This is a genomic window from Winogradskyella tangerina (genome assembly GCF_003260205.1).
GTDB classification, from domain to species: domain Bacteria; phylum Bacteroidota; class Bacteroidia; order Flavobacteriales; family Flavobacteriaceae; genus Winogradskyella; species Winogradskyella tangerina.
Map to the genome: position 1 here is coordinate 100,503 of NZ_QERF01000010.1, position 19,394 is coordinate 119,896.

General features: G+C 35.9%; 14 protein-coding genes. 6 read left to right on the plus strand and 8 right to left on the minus strand.

The genetic code is table 11. The features are described 5' to 3' along the window. Positions 1-10 precede the first annotated feature (10 nt). From DDY94_RS14360 to DDY94_RS14370, 3 genes are all read right to left on the minus strand, one after another. Positions 11-1,231 carry an alpha/beta hydrolase-fold protein gene (locus DDY94_RS14360; RefSeq protein WP_111685191.1) on the minus strand — a complete coding sequence of 407 codons (1,221 nt, stop codon included), beginning with the start codon at positions 1,229-1,231 and terminating at the stop codon, positions 11-13. Between the two features lie 93 nt (positions 1,232-1,324). Then, a complete protein-coding gene (locus tag DDY94_RS14365; RefSeq protein ID WP_111685193.1) occupies positions 1,325-2,425 on the minus strand; it encodes a Gfo/Idh/MocA family protein in 1,101 nt (366 codons plus the stop codon). A 93-nt stretch (positions 2,426-2,518) separates the two neighbouring features. Continuing rightward, positions 2,519-6,412 (minus strand): hybrid sensor histidine kinase/response regulator transcription factor, encoded by a 3,894-nt coding sequence (locus DDY94_RS14370; protein WP_111685195.1) that lies wholly within the window; start codon positions 6,410-6,412, stop codon positions 2,519-2,521. Between the two features lie 179 nt (positions 6,413-6,591). Here DDY94_RS14370 and DDY94_RS14375 point away from each other — a divergent pair, with 179 nt between their 5' ends. Then, a complete protein-coding gene (locus DDY94_RS14375; protein ID WP_111685197.1) occupies positions 6,592-7,782 on the plus strand; it encodes a PKD domain-containing protein in 1,191 nt (396 codons plus the stop codon). A 60-nt stretch (positions 7,783-7,842) separates the two neighbouring features. On the opposite strand, the gene DDY94_RS14380 is transcribed toward DDY94_RS14375, so the two are convergent. Next, positions 7,843-10,065 (minus strand): M1 family metallopeptidase, encoded by a 2,223-nt coding sequence (locus tag DDY94_RS14380; protein WP_111685199.1) that lies wholly within the window; start codon positions 10,063-10,065, stop codon positions 7,843-7,845. A 171-nt stretch (positions 10,066-10,236) separates the two neighbouring features. Here DDY94_RS14380 and DDY94_RS14385 point away from each other — a divergent pair, with 171 nt between their 5' ends. From DDY94_RS14385 to DDY94_RS14395, 3 genes are all read left to right on the plus strand, one after another. Further along, positions 10,237-10,764, plus strand: a complete 528-nt coding sequence (locus tag DDY94_RS14385) for an inorganic diphosphatase (RefSeq protein ID WP_111685201.1) — start codon at positions 10,237-10,239, stop codon at positions 10,762-10,764. 122 nt (positions 10,765-10,886) lie between these two features. After that, a complete protein-coding gene (locus DDY94_RS14390) occupies positions 10,887-13,253 on the plus strand; it encodes a sodium-translocating pyrophosphatase (RefSeq protein ID WP_111685203.1) in 2,367 nt (788 codons plus the stop codon). Positions 13,254-13,315: 62 nt separating this feature from the next. Beyond that, positions 13,316-14,311, plus strand: a complete 996-nt coding sequence (locus tag DDY94_RS14395; RefSeq protein ID WP_111685205.1) for an App1 family protein — start codon at positions 13,316-13,318, stop codon at positions 14,309-14,311. A gap of 14 nt (positions 14,312-14,325) precedes the next feature. On the opposite strand, the gene DDY94_RS14400 is transcribed toward DDY94_RS14395, so the two are convergent. The 4 genes from DDY94_RS14400 to DDY94_RS14415 all read right to left on the minus strand — a co-directional run bounded on the left by DDY94_RS14400 (position 14,326) and on the right by DDY94_RS14415 (position 18,005). After that, positions 14,326-14,940 carry a deoxynucleoside kinase gene (locus tag DDY94_RS14400; RefSeq protein ID WP_111685207.1) on the minus strand — a complete coding sequence of 205 codons (615 nt, stop codon included), beginning with the start codon at positions 14,938-14,940 and terminating at the stop codon, positions 14,326-14,328. A 3-nt stretch (positions 14,941-14,943) separates the two neighbouring features. After that, on the minus strand, positions 14,944-15,726 hold the full coding sequence (locus DDY94_RS14405) for a hypothetical protein (RefSeq protein ID WP_111685209.1): 783 nt from the start codon (positions 15,724-15,726) through the stop codon (positions 14,944-14,946). A gap of 70 nt (positions 15,727-15,796) precedes the next feature. Next, positions 15,797-16,480, minus strand: coding sequence for a response regulator transcription factor (locus DDY94_RS14410; protein ID WP_111685211.1), 684 nt, complete (start codon positions 16,478-16,480; stop codon positions 15,797-15,799). Beyond that, complete coding sequence (locus tag DDY94_RS14415; RefSeq protein ID WP_111685213.1) at positions 16,473-18,005, minus strand: sensor histidine kinase; 1,533 nt, start codon at positions 18,003-18,005, stop codon at positions 16,473-16,475. The genes DDY94_RS14410 and DDY94_RS14415 overlap by 8 nt, the downstream gene beginning before the upstream one ends. 125 nt (positions 18,006-18,130) lie before the next feature. Here DDY94_RS14415 and DDY94_RS14420 point away from each other — a divergent pair, with 125 nt between their 5' ends. Both DDY94_RS14420 and DDY94_RS14425 read left to right on the plus strand, forming a co-directional pair. After that, positions 18,131-18,502 carry a hypothetical protein gene (locus tag DDY94_RS14420; RefSeq protein WP_111685215.1) on the plus strand — a complete coding sequence of 124 codons (372 nt, stop codon included), beginning with the start codon at positions 18,131-18,133 and terminating at the stop codon, positions 18,500-18,502. Positions 18,503-18,513: 11 nt separating this feature from the next. Beyond that, positions 18,514-19,374, plus strand: a complete 861-nt coding sequence (locus tag DDY94_RS14425; protein WP_111685217.1) for a GLPGLI family protein — start codon at positions 18,514-18,516, stop codon at positions 19,372-19,374. Positions 19,375-19,394 lie beyond the last annotated feature (20 nt).

A 19,394-nucleotide genomic window follows, 5' to 3' on the forward strand; every position in this document is an offset into this window, starting at 1 on the left:
TGTATCTCGTTCAATTTATCTTCAACACCTTTATTTTGTCTCTTGCATAAGAGTTCTGATCGATGGCATAGGATTGTTTAAATATTTCTATGGCTTCTTTTTTATGCGTTCTGGTAATTAAAAAATCCCCAAGAATATTATAAGTATATGAGTCGTCTGGATACACAGAAATGTTATATCTAAATAGGCTTTCAGCTTTTTCATACAATTTCATTTCCAGTAATTTATTTGCTAAACTCTCAATAAAATAGCGTTTGGGTTGGATTGGTCTTCCATATTCTAAGGACACGTTTTTGTAGTGTTTTTTTATTCTTGCTATTATATCCTGATTAGTATCCTTGAGTTCATGGTCACTAAATTCGAGCTGATGAAATTTGAAAATAAAGCGTAATGCATCATAAATGGCAATATGTCCAACGGTGATATGGTTTTCGTCTTGATAAAATTTCCCTTTGTAATTCAGATTGGTTTTAGTTTGAATGTCTTCAAAATACGAATGCAGTTCTAGCATTGCTCTTACAGGCATTGTTTTAGTACTAGTGTCATTTTTTACGGCGGATGTATCAATCTTAAAGGTGTTTGCAATACCTAAAAAAATAGATAAAGTCTTGTTGGCCTTTGGAAGCTTTGTGGTTTTAATAGATTGTAGAAATTTTTTATCATTCCACCACATTGAAGGATCAATAGCAGTGTAAGAATTGAATAACTCTGGCTTTGTCATCAAGGTGTTCATTACGGTTAACCCACCTAGAGAATGACCTATCAAAGTACGGTAAGATTCGGTTGGATAATTAGAATCGATATATGGAATTAACTCCTTTTCTAAAAATTCTATGAAATTGGTACCACCGCCAGATTTCTCGGCAACCGTGCCATCAAGAAAATTACCTTTTGATGGAGTAAAATCACGTACTCTATCTGTATTTAAAATACCAACTACTATCATTTTAGGCAAAACGGTATTCCGATTAGAAGTGCTTAAATATGATGTTATTCCTATTGTGGAATAAAAGTTCGATTTTCCATCTAAAAGATAGAGAACAGGGTATTTTTGAGATTGCGATTCGTTATTATAATTTCCGCTAGGAACATGAATCCAAATTTTCCGTTGTTCACCCAAAACCTCAGAATACAGACTGTCAATTTTTCCAATTGTGATTTTGCCATCATTTTGCCCCATTGCATTAAGGCAGATAAGAACAACGACTAAGGCAAAATAAGCTTTCTTCATAAGGTAAATACGCACAGTTTGAAGCAATGGTTTTTTCACAAGTATTAAATGCTAGTAAAAGCTTTGTATTTTACTAGGATGCTAACTGGAAAATTAATCATTTAAAAAGATGGTCTTATTTTGTTTAGCACTTTCTTTTGCAGCATCTAGTATTTCAACAACGATCATGTTATTTTCTAATGTGTTGAGGTCGAATTCTGGAAGTTCAACCTTGTTTTTAATGACTGCTGCAAATAATGCAAATGGGTCATCGAATGGGGCTTCGCGCTCAGGTAATTTCATTGTTGTTTCGTCATAGCCATCATAGCCCTCACTAATTCTTAGGCGTAAATCATGTCTATTATCTGCGTAGATCACACCTTTTTCGCCATATATTTCCATGTCCTTTCTACCGATGGGCCAATTCCAAGACCCTTGAATAATCGCTACGGCATCGTCATACTGAAGCAAAATAATTGATTCGTCATCGACCTTTGGATTGTTCTCAGGCTGCAATTGTTGGGTGATTGCTGTTACACTGTTAGGGCGTTTGCCATCCATAATCCAAGTGAGAATGTTTGTACCATAACATCCAAAATCCGTTATGGCGCCACCACCATTCTGAACAGGATCGGTGAGCCAATCTAAAAATTCTTGATTTACACCAATTTTCTTAGGTCCTTTATGACCATCTCGAACAATAATTTTTTTAATCTCACCAAGAGTGTCTTTTGTCTTTGCAAGTTCGTAGGCTTTGTGTGTTGTTGGGTACCAAGTGGTTTCGTAATTAGTGAGTAAATGGATGTTGTATGTTTCGGCTAAGGCCTTCATTTCTCTAGCATGCTCAAGACTCACAGCAAGGGGTTTTTCAACCATTACATGAATTCCTTTTGGAGCCGCAATCTGAACAACTTCTAAGTGGTCGTAAATTGTACCAAAGGCGGTAACTGCTTCAGGTTTGGTCTTTTCGATCAATTCTTCCATAGAATCATAAACCATATCCATCGAAAATTGATATTGATCGGCATAGCGTTGTGCTAATTCCTTATTAGATTCTACGATACCAACAATCTTAATATCTCCTCTTGGTTCGCTTCCGAAAATCCAATGTACGTGCGTATGTGTCAATCCTATAACGCCAACTTTTAATGGTTGATCTTGGCAAAAACTATTCAAACTGAATAAAAGTGAAAAAATGACGAGTATAATCTTCATGGTAGCAATTGATATTCTAATGTATTAATTTCTAAGTCACAATCTTTTCAAAAAACAAATAATGACTCATAAAGTTGTAAAGTTTTAATAAAACTAGGAATGGTTTTTAATTTGAGTTGGGGTGAGTTCATATTTTTTTGAAAATACTTTCGAGAAATAATTAGGATCTGAGAAACCCGTTTGATATGCAATTTCTGATATCGTAAGTTCTGAATTGATAAGCAGTTTATAGGCTTCATTCAACCTAATTTCTCTTAAAAAAATGGACGTTGATAATCCTGTAAGAGCTTTTACTTTGCGATGAAGTTGTGTTCGGCTGATGCCTAAGCCGTTGCAAACTTCATTGATTCCAAAGGAATCGTCATCTAGATGCGCTAAAATTAGGTCTTGTATTTTTCGTAAAAAAACATGACTCAATGGTTTATTGGAAGTGGCTTCCTGGTTGATTTCATTGGCGAATTTTTTCTTGAGTTTTTCTCTAGATTGAATAAGATTATCAATGTGAGCAAGCAGTTCTTTTTCATCGAATGGCTTACTTAAATAGGCGTCGGCTCCTGTGGTGATACCTTCAATTTTAGAGTTTTTATCTGCTTTGGCGGTCAGAAGAATTAGAGGAATATGATCTGTTTTTTCATCATTCTTTATAAACTCACAGACTTCATAACCATTCATAAATGGCATCATAACATCTGAGATGATAATATCTGGAATTGACTCAGTAGCTTTTTCTATTCCGTCTCTTCCATTTACTGCTGAAATTATTTTATAGCGCTTACCAAGAATGCTAATGATATAATCTCTTACATCTTGGTTGTCTTCGATAACAAGAATTAAATTTTGGTCAGACTCCATTTCAAAAGTACCCGAATTGTCGTTATCGATTTGAGCAACTTGATCTTCTGCTTGTTGGGCTAATGGAAACTCCATAGTAAAACATGTACCTTTATCTTCATTGTTTGAGGCCGTTATTATTCCATCCATCAACTTTACAAGTTCCTTTGTTAGAGATAGACCAATGCCAATTCCAGCGGCATTCAATTCATTATTGGACTTATAATAGCGATCAAATACATTTGGTAGTTCATCTGCTGGAATCCCAGTACCATTGTCTTTGACAGAAATAATTACCGTATCGTTATTTTCAGTAATCACTAATTCTATTAGGCCTTCTTTTGGAGTGAATTTTATGGCATTAGAGATGAGGTTGCTTAGAATTAGTTGAAATTTTTGCACATCGTAATTCATGAAGATTTCATCCTTATTACTATGAAACTCCAAAACAATGTTTTTTTCATTAGCGAGCGAATAATAAGATTCTAAGCAATATTTGCTAAATGAAACAACATCCTGAATTGTGCTATTTAACTTAGAGACATTGGCCTCAATCTGGCCAATTTCAAGCAACTCATTTACTAAATTTAAAAGTTGTTCGGCGTTTCGTTTTATAATGGGAGATTTTTCATCTTTTATTTGATTCGCTAAACCAGTGATAACGGTAAGTGGTGTTCTAAACTCGTGGGTTATATTTTGATAAAAGGTATTTTTAAAATCATCGACCTCCTTTAGTTTCTGAGATTCAGATTCGGCAAGTTTTCTGGTTAATTGAGTTCTATAGAAGGCATAAATAATTAGTGCTGCTAGAAGTGCATATGCTAAATATGCCACAGTAGTTTGCCACCACGGAGGAAAAATATCAAAAGATGCTAATGTTTGTGGTTGACTCCAGTAATCGCCGTTACTTGTTGATTTTACTTGCAACTCGTACTTGTTAGGAGGTAGACCGTTATAATTTACTGTTTTGAGATTTTTGGTGTAATTCCATTCATTAGAATTACCTAATAAACGATAAGCGTAGAGTGTTTTATAGGTTGTGGCTGGGTTTACAGCCTTCAAATTAAGTGTTATGTTGTTTTCATCATATTTAAGATTTTCGAAACTCAAGTTGTTAGAACCTAGAAAATTGTTAAATCGCTCAGTTCCATTTAAGCTAAGTCCTTGTAAAATGACTTTTGGAGGTTGCTCATTAACCTTCAGACTGTCGGAGTGATACACGAAAAAACCACCAGTACCATCGGTAAAATTTTTACCATTATCGTCTATAGCCGTTGGACCAGAGAATATTTCCGTATTTCCTTCTCTACGCATCCAATTTGGTGATGTTTCAATGATTTCGAAGGTTTCTGAACTTATACAAATTGCTGGTTTAAACGATTGAACAACCCAAAAGTTTCCACGATTATCAGGCGTAATCCCATAGAGCAGTTCATGGTGTAGAAGGTTATTCTTATTGATATGGTAGACCACTTTTTCTGCATCTCGATCGTAAACATAAATGCCATTAAAGCTAACTATCCAAAAGCGCCCAAATTTATCCTCAAATATATTATGAGTAATATAGTCCCTAAGCTCTTCTGCAATAAAATAAGTTTTAATAGGTTTAGGGACACCAGAATTGATATTGTATTTTACCAATTCCATTGCGCCATTGGTGGCCCATAAAAAGTTGTCTTTGTCAATGTAGAGTGTGTGAATTTTATCGCTTTCAAAAAACGTATGAGTTTTAGAAGTTTTGTCAATTCGATTGAGCCTGCCATCAGTTAGATACCAGAGATGATCGTCCTTATCTAGAGTTAAATGATGTGTAAAACTTTGCCAGTAGTTATCGGCGTTATCGCCGTAAAAATTGAAACTATTCTTTTTAGCATCATAATCAGCAATACCATTTGCAGTGCCAAACCAGAGCTTACCGTTCCGATCTTTTATCTGACCGTTGATTTTTAAGTGAGGTAAAGCTTTGTATGATTCATTATTCCATTTATGATAAGTCTTTGATTTTATGTTGTATTTGAAAATACCAGTATTACCACTTATCCAATAATTACCTTCATTGTCTTCGTTAAAGTTATGTTGACGATTTTCTTTTTCAAATCCTTTTGGGAATTTGATATATTCATACTGATGCTGACCTCCATCGATCTTAATGAGTCCTTTATTACCATTTGTAGTAATAAAGACATTCTGCAGGGCATCCATTGTAACAGTTTTAATTCGGACGATAGATTCTATTTCTCTAGAAGATAATAGGGAGTTATCATTATTCAATTTTAACTGTATTAGTTGATGTCTAGTGCCGATCCATATTTCCTTATTATTCGATGAAACGTCAAAATCAATGAAGTAGTCGTTATCATATTGAGGTTTTATGATAAACTTATAATCGATCCAATTAATAGATTTAAAATCTTCAGAGAAATATCCAATTTGTTCTTCATTCATCACCCAAAACTTGCCATTTCTGATTTTAGAATGTTTAAGCCATTTATGAGAATATATCAGGGAAAACTCGTTACCCTCAACTTTTAATAACCGTTTGTTGGTGTTCAAGTAGATTTCATTATTGAAAATTAAAAGTTTAGTTGTGAATTCACGGTCATTAAGCGGAAGCTCTTGAATTGAAGTTTCGATTATTGCATTTTCAGAATTCAAACTAAAATAAATGATCTCCTTTTCGGTAAGTAGGGCGTATTGAAGATTGGCAATTTCTATAATTGATTTGATCAACCGAGATTGAGCATCCTGTAATAAGGCTTCGTCAATATTTATAAAATGACCTTTAGATCTATCGTAAATATTCAGTCCAGAGTTTCTAGTACCACAGAAGATATTCTGATGAGAATCTTCAAAAATGCTATGTGTAAACTTTCCCTTAAAAAAGTTATTGTCATTTTGGTATCCTTTAAAAAGTTGAACCTTTTCCCCATCTAATACATTTAAGCCGTCATTTGTTCCGATCCATAAAAAATCATTCGAATCTTTTTTAAAACTTAGAACGTTATTGTTAGAAAGCCCATATTCGTGGTTATACTGTTCGAATACCAATCCATCAACTACATACATTTTCTGTGCGTTCAATGATTGATTGAACAGCAATAATGCATAACCCATCCAGAGAATTATGCAAGTAAGATGTGGGATATTTCTAAACATTTTTTGGTCGAATCGATACCCAATTTACAATAATTAAATCAATTTTTATTTTGAAATAGGTCCCAAAACCTCAATAAAATTAGGGTTTGGAACAATAGTCCTCTAATATGAAACAATAATTAAGATGCGTCAAGGAGATCATTAAGAGATTTGTATCGAATCCTAAAATTCTTATTATTATGAAATCAATTAAATTAAAAACCCTAATCATTTCTTTATTAGTACTGGTTTGTTTTAGTTGTTCAACAGACAATGATCCAAATCAAGAAATTGAAAATCCAACAGCAGATTTTAACTTTAACGTTAACATTGCTGTGTCGGGTGAAGGTGTCACATTTAACGACACATCAGAAGCTGGAAGTGGAACCATTACTTCTTGGAACTGGACTTTCACAGGTGCTACACCCAACACTTCTACCGAACAAAATCCTACCGTTGTTTTTAACTCGAAAGGTGAATTTTCTGTAACCTTGGTCGTTACAGCCAATGATGGCGGAACAGCCAGCGCGTCAAAAGATATTTTGGCTATTGAAGGTTGCGAGGTTTATGATTGTGAGAAATTCTTAGTTGAGGTTGAAACAAACATTAACTACGGAGTTGATACTCAAAGTCATATCATGAATATCTACAAACCCAGAGGTGATCTCAGAGTAAATAAACCTGCATTATTACTTAGTGGAGGAGGACAATACGAAGGTAGTAATTTGAGTAATCTAGAACCATTGGCTCAGCGATTGGCAAGTTATGGCTTCGTGGTTGCTACTGCCAGATACAGAGATGGTGTAGGCGATGGAACTGGTAATTTAATGCGAGGTATGGTAGATAGTAAAGCTGCTGTACGTCATTTAAGAGCTAATGCTGAAGACTACAATATCAATCCGAACGAAATATTTACTGGCGGTTGGGCATCGGGCGCATATAATGCTCTAGCGCATGCCTACTGGCAATTTGAGGATATTAATCCGCCAGAATTATATGCTTTTGTAACTGATGTTATGGGTTGGATCGATAATTGGGAAGGTGTTCAAGGAAATAATGGTGAATCTAGCGAAGTTGTTGGAGTAGTTAATCTTGGAGGTTCTATTTTTGGACAATATGAAGCTTATCAAGATGATTTATGGATAACCTCTAGTGATGTGCCTATGTTTGCAGTACACGGTTCTGCAGATGTCGAAACACCTTGTGACGCCTTAGAGCTTGAAACTGGAAATTGGGAATTTGGCTCTTGCGTTATCCATCAAAGATTATTAGATGTTGGAGTGTCTTCAACATTGTATACCATTGAGGGTGGTGTACACGAATCGCCAAGATTACCAGAAAATATAGACAATTATATTGAGGATCTTGTAGGATTCCTTAGTGGCGAATAACGCCAAAAAAAGCCCGGTGAAAACTGGGCTTTTTTATTTTTTTACATTGATAGATTATAATTAGTTCTTTGTTTTATTCTTGAACTTATCAAAATCCGATGGCTGGTCAACCTTCGGAAAACTGTTATTTTTCATGTTGGTATCAGCAAATTCAAAATTTGGGTCTAAGACAACTTTTTCAACCACCTTTTCTTTAATGAATGTTTCAGTAATTTCATATTCATTGAGCCTCCAAATTTCGGCAGGTAAAGTATCGATCTCAGAAGTACCATCCGTAAATTGCCATTCAATAGTAACTGGCATTACTAGACCGCCTACATTTTTTACAGTAATTTCATAGATGTTTTTACCATAAAGTTGTTTTCTTAATTCAGGTTCATCTAATCGCGATAAAAACTGGCCGTAGGCCTGATCTGGCGTAGGCACCATTGTTATCATTTCTGGTCCGCCTGCAAAATCCGTTGTATTTTCACCGGCGTTTTCAGCTTTAATATTCGCGGCAGTTACCTTATTGCGGTTTTCTACATTTTCCTCATTGGCCACTGTAAACCATTTGACGTTAGTCAACTCCATATCTACATTTTCCGTTGTGAAGAACCATCCTCTGTAAAACCAATCGAGATCTACTGCTGTTGCATCTTCTAAAGTTCTAAAAAGATCAGCAGGGTTCGGATGCTTATATTTCCAGCGGTTAGCGTATTCCTTAAAAGCCTGATCAAATAATTCTTTACCTATTACTGAATTTCTTAATATCTGTAATCCTACAGTTGGTTTTTGATAGTAATTAGCTCCAAATTGTTTGAGAAGATCATTATCCGATGAGGTCATTATTGGGCGCATAATACTTTGATCGCCACTCATAAAAGGCACAATACTTTTTGGTTCTGTATGTGGGTAATCGGGATAGCGTTCTTCCATAGTACGTTGATGTATGAACGTGTTAAGGCCTTCATCCATCCACATCCATTGGCGCTCATCTGAACTTACGATCATAGGAAACCAATTGTGGCCTACTTCGTGCACAATGGTACTGATCATTCCTGCTTTGGCATTTTTACTCATGCTACCGTTTATGGGTCGTCCACCATTGAAACTGATCATTGGGAATTCCATACCAATATTCGAGGTATTCACCGAGATACAAACAGGATAAGGATATTCAAAAACATCGTCAGAATAGACTTCGAGTGCATTTTTTACGGCTAGGGTTGAAGATTCTTTCCAAACAGGTAAGCCTTCTTTAGGGTAAAATGACATAGCCATTACCGTGTGAGTTTCTAGAGGTACGGCTTGGGCATCCCAAATAAATTTTCTTGATGATGCAAAGGCAAAATCGCGAACATTTTCAGCTCTGAATTTCCAAGTTTTAGTCTTTGTAGATTTTTCCTTTTCGTTGGCTCTTGCTTCACTGGGTGTTACAATAATTACGGGTTTGTCTACAGATTTTCTGGCTTCGGCCATGCGTTGACGTTGTGTTTTGGATAAAACATCACTTTCGTTTTGTAAATCTCCGGTTGCCGCAACTAAGTGGTCAGCGGGTACAGTTATTTCAACCTCATAATCTCCAAATTCTAATGCAAATTCACCTAATTTCTGAAATTGCTTATTCTGCCAGCCTTCAGTATCATTATAAACCGCCATGCGAGGGAACCAATGCGCAATGAGGTAAACGGTATTGTCGTCTTCTGGGAAATACTCATAACCTTCACGCGAAAGTAAATACATACTTCGGTCGGTGATGTGATAAGACCATCCTATCGAAAACGTCAAAGTGGAACCCGATTTAAGAGGTTCGTCTAAAATGACTTTCATCATGGTGTTATTCACCAAAGATTTTATAGCCTTACCATTACTGTCTTTAATATATTTAATTGTGTAACCGGCAGGGAAATCAATAGCCCTCGTTAAAAATTGCATGTGCCTCGTATTCATGGAATCGCGGACATTTCCGAAGGCATATCCAAAATCTTCGTTTTCTTTTTTATTGACGTTTTGTTCTAACTGAATCCATAAATAAGACAGATCATCTGGTGAATTGTTGTAATAAGTTATGGTCTCTTCACCTCTCAAAATATTATTCTTCTCATCGAGCTGGGCTTTTATTTTGTAATCGGCGCGTTGTTGCCAATACGCTTTCCCAGGTGCACCACTTGCACTTCGATACACGTTAGGTGGTGGTATCATATTGTCGATGGGTTCAAATTTTCCTTGATAAGGTTGATTTTGAGCGTAAAAACTGAGTGGAACTAAAATTGAAAACAGAAGAGGGAATAGTCTTTTCATGAGTTTTTTGGATTAATGAAATAAAGCTACAAGATACTATTTTAGCCATAAAATGCTATTTATTAAAACTCTAGCCACTTTTTGTTGCTTAAACCTAAAGGCTTATCTATCTTTGCAGCCGCAAAAAAGAAATGATTATCCACCCCAAATTTGGGATAAAAAATATATTAAATGAAAAATAGTAAACAAGTAACTTTTGATGTGCTCATAGAAATTCCGAAGGGAAGTAGAAATAAATATGAGTATGATTTCACCCTACATAAAATTCGTTTTGACAGAACCTTATTTTCATCTATGATGTATCCAGGTGATTATGGTTTTGTGCCTGAAACATTAGCGTTAGATGAGGATCCCTTAGATGTTTTGGTGCTTTCAACAGAACCTTCATATCCAATGGTGGTAATGGAAGTGAGACCAATCGGAGTGTTTCATATGACCGATGAGAAAGGTCCGGATGAAAAAATAATCTGTGTCCCTGTATCTGATCCGGTTTGGAGCAAGCGTTCAGATATCAGCGATCTAAATCCGCATCGATTAAAGGAGATCGAACACTTCTTTCAAGTATATAAAGACCTAGAAAAGAAAAAAGTAGATGTTGGTGGATGGGGAAATGCCGAAGAAGCTGCAAAAATCTATAAGAAATGTGTTCAGCGCTACGAAGAAAGCGAACATAAAAAGAAAAGAACATTTGTGATTTAATTCTCAAAATGTTCAACTCTAAGCAAAGGCCACTATTTATTGAATAAGTGGCTTTTTTTATCAGGTATATTTTTCTATTTTTGGCATCGTTCAAAAATTAAACTAACTAACACACAATTTATATGGAATATTTAATTAAAGGATTACCAGCTTTTGGAGTTTTAGCTTTGTTATTTGTGTTTATTAAAAGCGCATGGGTAGGCAAGCAAGACCAAGGAACCGACAAAATGAAAAGAATCGCAAAGAATATTGCGGATGGTGCAATGTCGTTCTTGAAAGCTGAGTACAAAATCTTAGCAATTTTCGTTGTTGCTGTAGCAATTCTATTATTCTTCAAAGGAAGTAACGAAGAAGGCTCAAACGGTGTGGTTGCTGTATCATTCGTAATTGGTGCTATCTGTTCAGCATTAGCAGGTTTCATCGGTATGAAGGTTGCAACTAAAGCAAATGTAAGAACAACGAGTGCTGCAAGAACATCATTAAGTAAAGCATTAGAAGTTGCCTTTGCAGGAGGGGCCGTTATGGGTCTTGGTGTAGTAGGACTTGGTGTTTTAGGTCTTAGTGGTTTGTTTATGATCTACAGTGAAATGGGCTGGGGATTAAATGAAGTATTGAATGTACTTTCAGGATTCTCACTTGGTGCATCTTCAATTGCACTTTTTGCTCGTGTAGGTGGAGGTATCTATACAAAAGCAGCAGACGTAGGAGCTGACTTAGTTGGAAAGGTTGAAGCAGGTATTCCTGAAGATCACCCGTTAAACCCAGCTACAATTGCTGATAATGTTGGTGATAATGTAGGTGACGTTGCCGGAATGGGAGCGGATTTATTTGAGTCTTATGTAGGTTCTATTATTGGTACAATGGTATTAGGTGCGTTTATTATCACTCCAGATTTCAATGGTTTAGGTGCTGTTTATTTACCGTTAGTACTTGCAGCTGTAGGTATAGTAATGTCAATTATCGGTACGTTCTTCGTAAGAGTGAAAGATGGTGGTAACCCACAAACAGCTTTAAACATTGGTGAATTTGGTTCAGCAGGTTTAATGCTAGTGGCGTCTTACTTTATTATTAATGCATTAATTCCTGAATCAGTTGAAGGTTTACCTAGCGGTGCAACAGGTGTATTCATTGCAGTTATCGCCGGACTTATTGCCGGATTAGCTGTTGGTAAAGTAACCGAGTATTATACAGGAACAGGTACAAAGCCTGTAACGTCTATCGTTAAGCAATCAGACACAGGAGCTGCAACCACAATTATTGCTGGTTTAGGTGTAGGTATGATGTCTACAATGATTCCGATCATTTTAATTGCGGCTGCAATTTTAGTATCGCATCACTTCGCTGGATTATATGGTATTGCAATCGCTGCTGTTGGTATGCTTGCAAATACAGGTATTCAATTAGCTGTAGATGCATACGGACCGATTTCTGATAACGCTGGTGGTATTGCTGAAATGGCTGAGTTACCAAGTGAAGTACGTGAGCGTACGGATAAGTTAGATGCTGTTGGTAATACAACCGCTGCTATTGGTAAAGGATTCGCTATTGCATCAGCTGCCTTAACAGCTTTAGCATTATTTGCAGCCTTCATGAAAACTGCTGGTGTAACGGCTATCGATGTTTCTAAGCCAACCGTAATGGCAGGTTTATTAGTAGGAGGTATGTTACCATTTGTTTTCTCAGCATTGTCAATGAATGCTGTAGGACGTGCGGCTATGGCAATGATCGAAGAAGTAAGACGTCAGTTTAGAGATATTCCAAAATTAAAAGCTGCATTAGAGGTAATGAGAGCTGTTGATTCTGATATGTCTAAAGCGACCGAGGCCCAAAGAAAAACATTTGATGAAGCTGATGGTGTAGCTGAGTACGATAAGTGTGTTGCTATTTCTACTACAGCTTCAATTAAGGAGATGGTATTACCAGGTCTATTAGCAATTGCAGTACCAGTTGCAGTTGGTTTCTTAGGTAATGCTGAGATGCTTGGTGGTCTTTTAGCAGGTGTAACTACTTGTGGTGTGTTAATGGCAATATTCCAATCTAACGCAGGAGGTGCATGGGACAACGCTAAAAAGATGATAGAAGAGCAAGGTCGTAAAGGAACAGATGCTCACAAAGCGGCGGTTGTTGGTGATACAGTTGGAGATCCATTTAAAGATACTTCAGGTCCTTCATTAAATATCCTTTTAAAGTTAATGTCTGTAGTTGCATTAGTAATCGCTCCTAGTATCGCTATGACTTCTGAAGGATTAGCTAATTATACTTCAGAAGAAGAAATTACTAAGGAGATCGTAATGGCTGATGATACTAACGTTACTGCAACGATTGAATATACTAAAGTAGTTAATGGTGAAGAAGTTTCTGAAACTAAAACTTTCACTGGTACTGAAGCTGAAGTTGAAAAAGAACTAAAAGCGTTTGAAGCTGGTTTGAAAAACGATTCAGTTGAAGTTGAAAAGATTATTGAAGAAATCGACGTTAAGAAAAACTAACGCATTCAAATAAAATCTCATTAAAAAGCACCTTATTTAAAGGTGCTTTTTATTTTTATACCATGTTTAAGAAAGATCCGCTTCAAATTATTCCTTTCGATTCTTACGGAACTTTTTCAAAATTATTTTTGAAAGGGAGAGCATTAGAAGATGAAAGTATTGATCTCAATAAGAAAAGTGGGGTTCAATTATTTATCAATTCCTGGAAGCGATTTGAAACCGATGAGGTTAGAAACACACCATTAACGATTAAGTTACCCAATAACGAACGGATCGAATTTCAAACGGATACTGAAGGGTATTATATAGCAGAACATGATATAGATAATCTGGAAGGCTTTGTCTCCGATGAAGGCTGGCTCGATTATGAAGTGTCATTTGCAACATCGCACAAGACTAAAATTCAAAACGGCAATAAGTTTCATGGACGAATGCTGATACCGAACGTTAATTCAGCCTACGGTGTTGTTAGCGATATCGATGATACCATTCTGTTTACGGGTGTAACTTCAAAATTAAAATGGCGCGTTATCATAAATACACTCTTCAAAACACCTCATAAACGGAAAGCACTTGAAGGTGCAGCCGATTTTTATGAATTATTACATAAAGGAAAATCTGGTATGGATCAAAACCCAATTTTCTATGTGAGTAATAGTCCTTGGAATTTGTATCGCTATTTAGACATGTTTTTGACGGTAAATAAATTTCCGGCCGGACCAATTTTATTGAGAGATATTAGAATGCCGTATGACAAAACACCGAGGCCCGAGTTGGCTCATAAGTATAACGAAATCTATAATATTCTCAATACTTATCCCAGCCTAAATTTCATTCTCATTGGAGATTGTGGAGAGAAAGATGCACACATTTACAGGGATGTGGTTGAAAAGTTTCCCAATAGAATTCTAGCTATTTATCTGAGGGCGGTGAAGCACACAAGGCGTATGAGTCGAATCGTAAAACTCTTTGAAGATTATAATGAAGTTCCGGTACTGATCGTTAATTCGGGTGAGGAAGCTTTAGAGCATGCCAGAAGTTTTCAATTCATTAAGTAAAGAGAAGCTTGGATTTAAAACAACCCGTGAATTTCTGCATCAATCTTATTGATAATACCACCTAAGTCTTCAGGATTGGCCACAAAATCGAGATCATCTACATCAATGATCAACAGTTTACCTTTATTATACTTAGTGATCCAGGCTTCGTAGCGTTCGTTCAAACGGCTTAAATAATCAATACTAATAGTGTTTTCGTAATCGCGCCCACGTTTGTGAATTTGAGCCACTAAATTAGGAATAGAACTACGCAGATATATGAGAAGGTCTGGACCTTTTACAAAGGATTCCATAAGCTCAAAAAGTGATGAATAATTCTCAAAATCGCGATTGGTCATTAAACCCATGGCGTGCAAGTTGGGTGCAAAAATATGAGCGTCTTCATAAATGGTACGGTCTTGAATAATGTCCTTACCACTATTCTGAATTTGATTGATCTGGCGGAATCTGCTATTCAAAAAATATACCTGAAGATTGAAGCTCCAACGTTCCATCTGATTATAAAAATCATCTAAATAAGGGTTGTCGACAACGTCCTCTAGTTGGGCTTCCCATTTATAGTGTTTCGCTAATAATTTGGTCAAAGTGGTCTTACCTGCTCCTATATTTCCTGCAACAGCAACATGCATAATCTATTCAAGTTTAAGTTGGTATTGACGTAGAATTTCGTCGTGGTAAATATACAAGGTTTCATTGGTTACCAAAAACTGACTTATTAACAAATTTGATCCTGTAATGGGTTTAATTTCTTCTGTATTTTTTGAAAGAATATCGAAGCCATCAGCTTTTTTAAGCACCAAATGTGCCTTGCTAAATGCCATACGTTCATAGCCTTCATTTGGGTGTTTAGCAATTAAACTTCCGAAGTAATTATAGACATAGAGATAGTTTTCGGTAAGCATGTAGCAATTGTTGTAATCGCTCTTTAGGTCTAAGATCTCAGATTGGATGGGTACGGTTTTAAGCCTCACATTGTTAGACTTATAATCAAACAATTCGAGTTGTTGCAGATCTTGGTTGAAGATCCAAAGCGTATTGTCAAAACCTGTTGAAACGAAGCTTACGTTTTTGTACGGTTGTGTTGTATTGAAATCTATTTTAAACACTTCTGCCAAACGATTATCTAATATCACAACCGTATTAAAATCTTGGTAGAAAAGGTTGATCTTTAATGGGTTGAAGGCGTTGGCCGTTGTGATTTCACTTAACTGAAAGTTGGTATATGTTATGGTTGTGTCTTTTGTTTTTTTGTTGAAGGTATTATCGTCAGTCGAATAATACAGAGTGCCAAAGGTGTCAACCCCAAAAATAGATTTGGCATCAAGTTTCATAGAATCTTTCAATTGCAATTGTACCTCCTGCTGCGCGAAGACCGAAAAACTTATCAGGAAAAAGAAACCAACTAATTTATTCATAGGAAACAGAAAAATACAAAAATTGCACCATTCTATAACTCAAAATAAACTGTATTTAGTGTGAAGTGCTTTAAACCGTCAGTTTATAGCCATAGCCGCGCACGTTGATAATCTGAATATTCTCATCGTGCTTAAGTTTTTTTCTAAGCTTAGTGATAAAAACATCCATACTTCTGGCCGAGAAAAAGTCGTCGGTGCCCCAAAGCTTATTCAAAATTAATGAGCGATCTAGTACCTGATTCTTATTTTTTATCAAATGAAATAATAAGTGCGCTTCTCGGTGGGTAAGCTGAACGGCTTCTTCCTCTTGAAATTGCAACTGTTGCTTCGGAAAGTCGAAAGTGTAATCTCCAATGCTTAGAACTTTAGACGATTTCTGAACCTTAGTTCTGTTTAAAAGATTATGAATTCTTACGATTAATTCTTCCATACTGAAAGGCTTTTTCAGATAGTCATTGCCACCAATTGAAAAGCCTTCAACTACATCTGAAGTTTGAGATTTTGCCGTTAAAAAAATGATAGGAATGGCATCATCTATAGCTCTTATCTCTTTTGCCAACGTGAAACCATCCTTCTTTGGCATCATCACGTCCAAGACTAAAATTTCTGGTTGGTCTGTACGGTATTTTTCAAGCGCTTTTTCGCCGTTTTCACATAAGATCACTTCAAAATTTCTGGTTTCGAGACTTTCCTTAATTATTTGACCTAAGGCTGCTTCATCTTCAGCAAGAAGTAATTTTACGGTTTCAGTCATTTGGAAGTGAGATTTTAAATGTGGTTAAATTTTTAGCAAGGTTAAGATCAATAAAACCACCATGTTTATCGATAATGGTTTTGGTGTAGTATAAACCAATTCCGAAGCCTTTTACATCGTGGGTATTACCTTTCGGAACACGATAGAATTTTTCAAAGATTCGATCTTTATTGGCTTTCGAAAGTGTATTACCACTATCGGAAATTAATATTTCAAAATTATTCTGTTTCGGAATTAGATCCACAGAAATGATAGATCCTCCATATTTAATGGCGTTGTCCAAGATGTTGTTTAGCGCATTTTCAAAATGAAATAAATCTACTTTTGCTTCAAGATTTTCAACCTTTAGACTTACATGAAATTCCTTTTCAGGATGTTGCATTTTATAGCGATGCGTAAGGTCGGTTAGAAGGGCTACAACATCAACCGATTCTTTATTTAATTCTAAACTGTCACTATCTAGAGTGGCGGTCTCCAATAGTTTTTCGACCATAATGTTTAGTTTCCCAAGTTGTTCAGAAGACATATTGATATATTTTTTGGTCTTCTCCTTGTCGTCTATACCATTAAAATTGCTTATGCTTTCTAATGCCACACCAATAGTTGCAATAGGTGTTTTAAACTCGTGAGTAATGTTACTTATTAAATCGTTCTTTACCTCGGCCAGTTGTTTCTGATGTTTAATGATCCTAAGTAAATAGAACAGGCAACTAATAACAGCCAGCACTAATACAGTTGATATTAAAATACCGCTTAAACTTCGTTTTAAAACTGTGGCAGTTTCATTTGTAAAATCGATCTTTAAAGTGCTCCCGTTGGGTAAAAAGGTTGACTTTGAAGTAGCACTTAATTCATACTTCACATTTGGTTCTGATGCGGTGAATGAAGAATCGCGCGCTTTAGAAAATCTGGTTGGGCTAATAGGTTCATAAAAGGTTAGCTGGTGCTTTAAATCGATATTTTTTCTGTTGAGTTCGTCATTAAACATACTATCAACAACCGCCATATCTAATGAATCATTACTTATTGAAATAAAGACTTTTGAAGTCAGCATTGAAATGTTTTTTAGATCAATACTGTCATTAAGTTTTAGCTGATCGATCTGAATTTTGAAAGAATCAGAACTGATTGGATTATGATTCTGCCGGTAATCGAGCATCATCGAATCGGCTTTTTTACCCCTAAAAACAGTCATGCCATCTAATCCTTCAAGATCTAATGAGTCTAGATTGCTAAACTCTTCAGTAGTTTTATCAATTTTCTCAAGGAATTTTGCTAATTCACTATCTTCTCCAAGTGCATCGAGTTGACTGTCGCCTAACAATGAAATACCCAATGTTGTGCGTTCTGCTAAATCTGCATAATAATCATCCACAGCTTTATCCAAACTAACTTGAACGTCATTAATAAGTTGTTGCTTATTTGTTTGATAGTTCTTGTAATTCCAAAATACCTGAATGCCAATTGTTACTATAATAACTGAAACAATTGTATATAGGATCCACTTATATCGTTTATCATTCATACGTCAAAAGTAAATGTTAAAAACTAGTTTAACGAATCGGTTAACACACGTTAACACTAGTTAACTCAAAAGACAAAAATGGGTGCAGATATTTGTGATGTATTAATCTTAAAAATATAAAAAACATGAAAAATTTAATTACAAGCTTAGCACTTTTAGTCACTGTTTTAGGTTTTAGCCAATCAAAATCAATAAACGGTATCGTTGATACCCAGCAACCTAAGTTAGATGATATCAGTGTAAGTGTCACTGTAGATTCTGCTGAAGATATTGAGTCCACCTTCCAGGTTGCTGATATTAGAGAGTTATTAGACGCAACAGGAAATAACGAAACCATTAAATTTGAGCTGGTTTGTAATGGTAGAACAATGTCTAATGGCGAAAAGGCTCATGTCTCCTACAAAGTTGAAGGAAATTCAGATCAGCCAGAAGCATTTTTGAAAAGTGTAGAAAAAATTAGAACTTCAGCAATTAAATATTACAATAATAAAAACTAAATATCAATCAAATGACAACAATTGTTAGAGTTATAGTTTTGGCAATAACAGTGGTGTTCTCCACTGTTAGTGCTCAAGACTTTCAAGGAGTGGCGACTTACAAAACGCAACGTCAATTAGACATTAAGATGGATAGCACTCAGATGGATTCTGATATGCAGAAACAGATGATAGAAATGATGAAGAAGCAGTTTCAAAAGACATTTCTATTACATTTTAATAAGGAAGAATCTACGTATAAGCAAGATGAAGAACTCGATCAACCGACAGTCGGTATGGGAGGTAATATTCAAATCGTTTCTATCGGTGGAGGCGGAGGTTCTGATGTATTGTACAAGAATACTAAGGAGCAACGCTATGCCGATCAGGTAGATACGTATGGGAAGATATTTCTTGTGAAGGACGATATAGAAACTTTGGATTGGAAACTAGAATCTGAATCAAAATTCATTGGAGAATATCAATGCTATAAGGCAACCTATACTAAAATGGTTGAAAAACCTAGAGTACGATTTAATTCAGATGAAGACGCGGAAGAAGAAGAGGAAAGCGAGCCGGAAATGGAAGAACGCACAGTAACCGCTTGGTACACACCTCAAATTCCTGTAAATAATGGTCCGAGTAATTATCAAGGTCTGCCGGGATTAATTTTGGAAGTACATGATGGTGAATTGACCATTATCTGTAGCAAAATTGTTCTGAATCCGAAAGACAAGGTTGAGATCAAAGAACCTGAGAAGGGTAAAGTAGTAGATCAGGCAACCTATGAGGAAATTATGGAAAAGAAGGCCAAGGAAATGATGGAGCGCTATCGACCTAAAAAAGGTGAGAGAAATGACGGAAATAGCTTCAGTATAACAATCGGAGGATAGTTCTAGCCATAGGCAACACT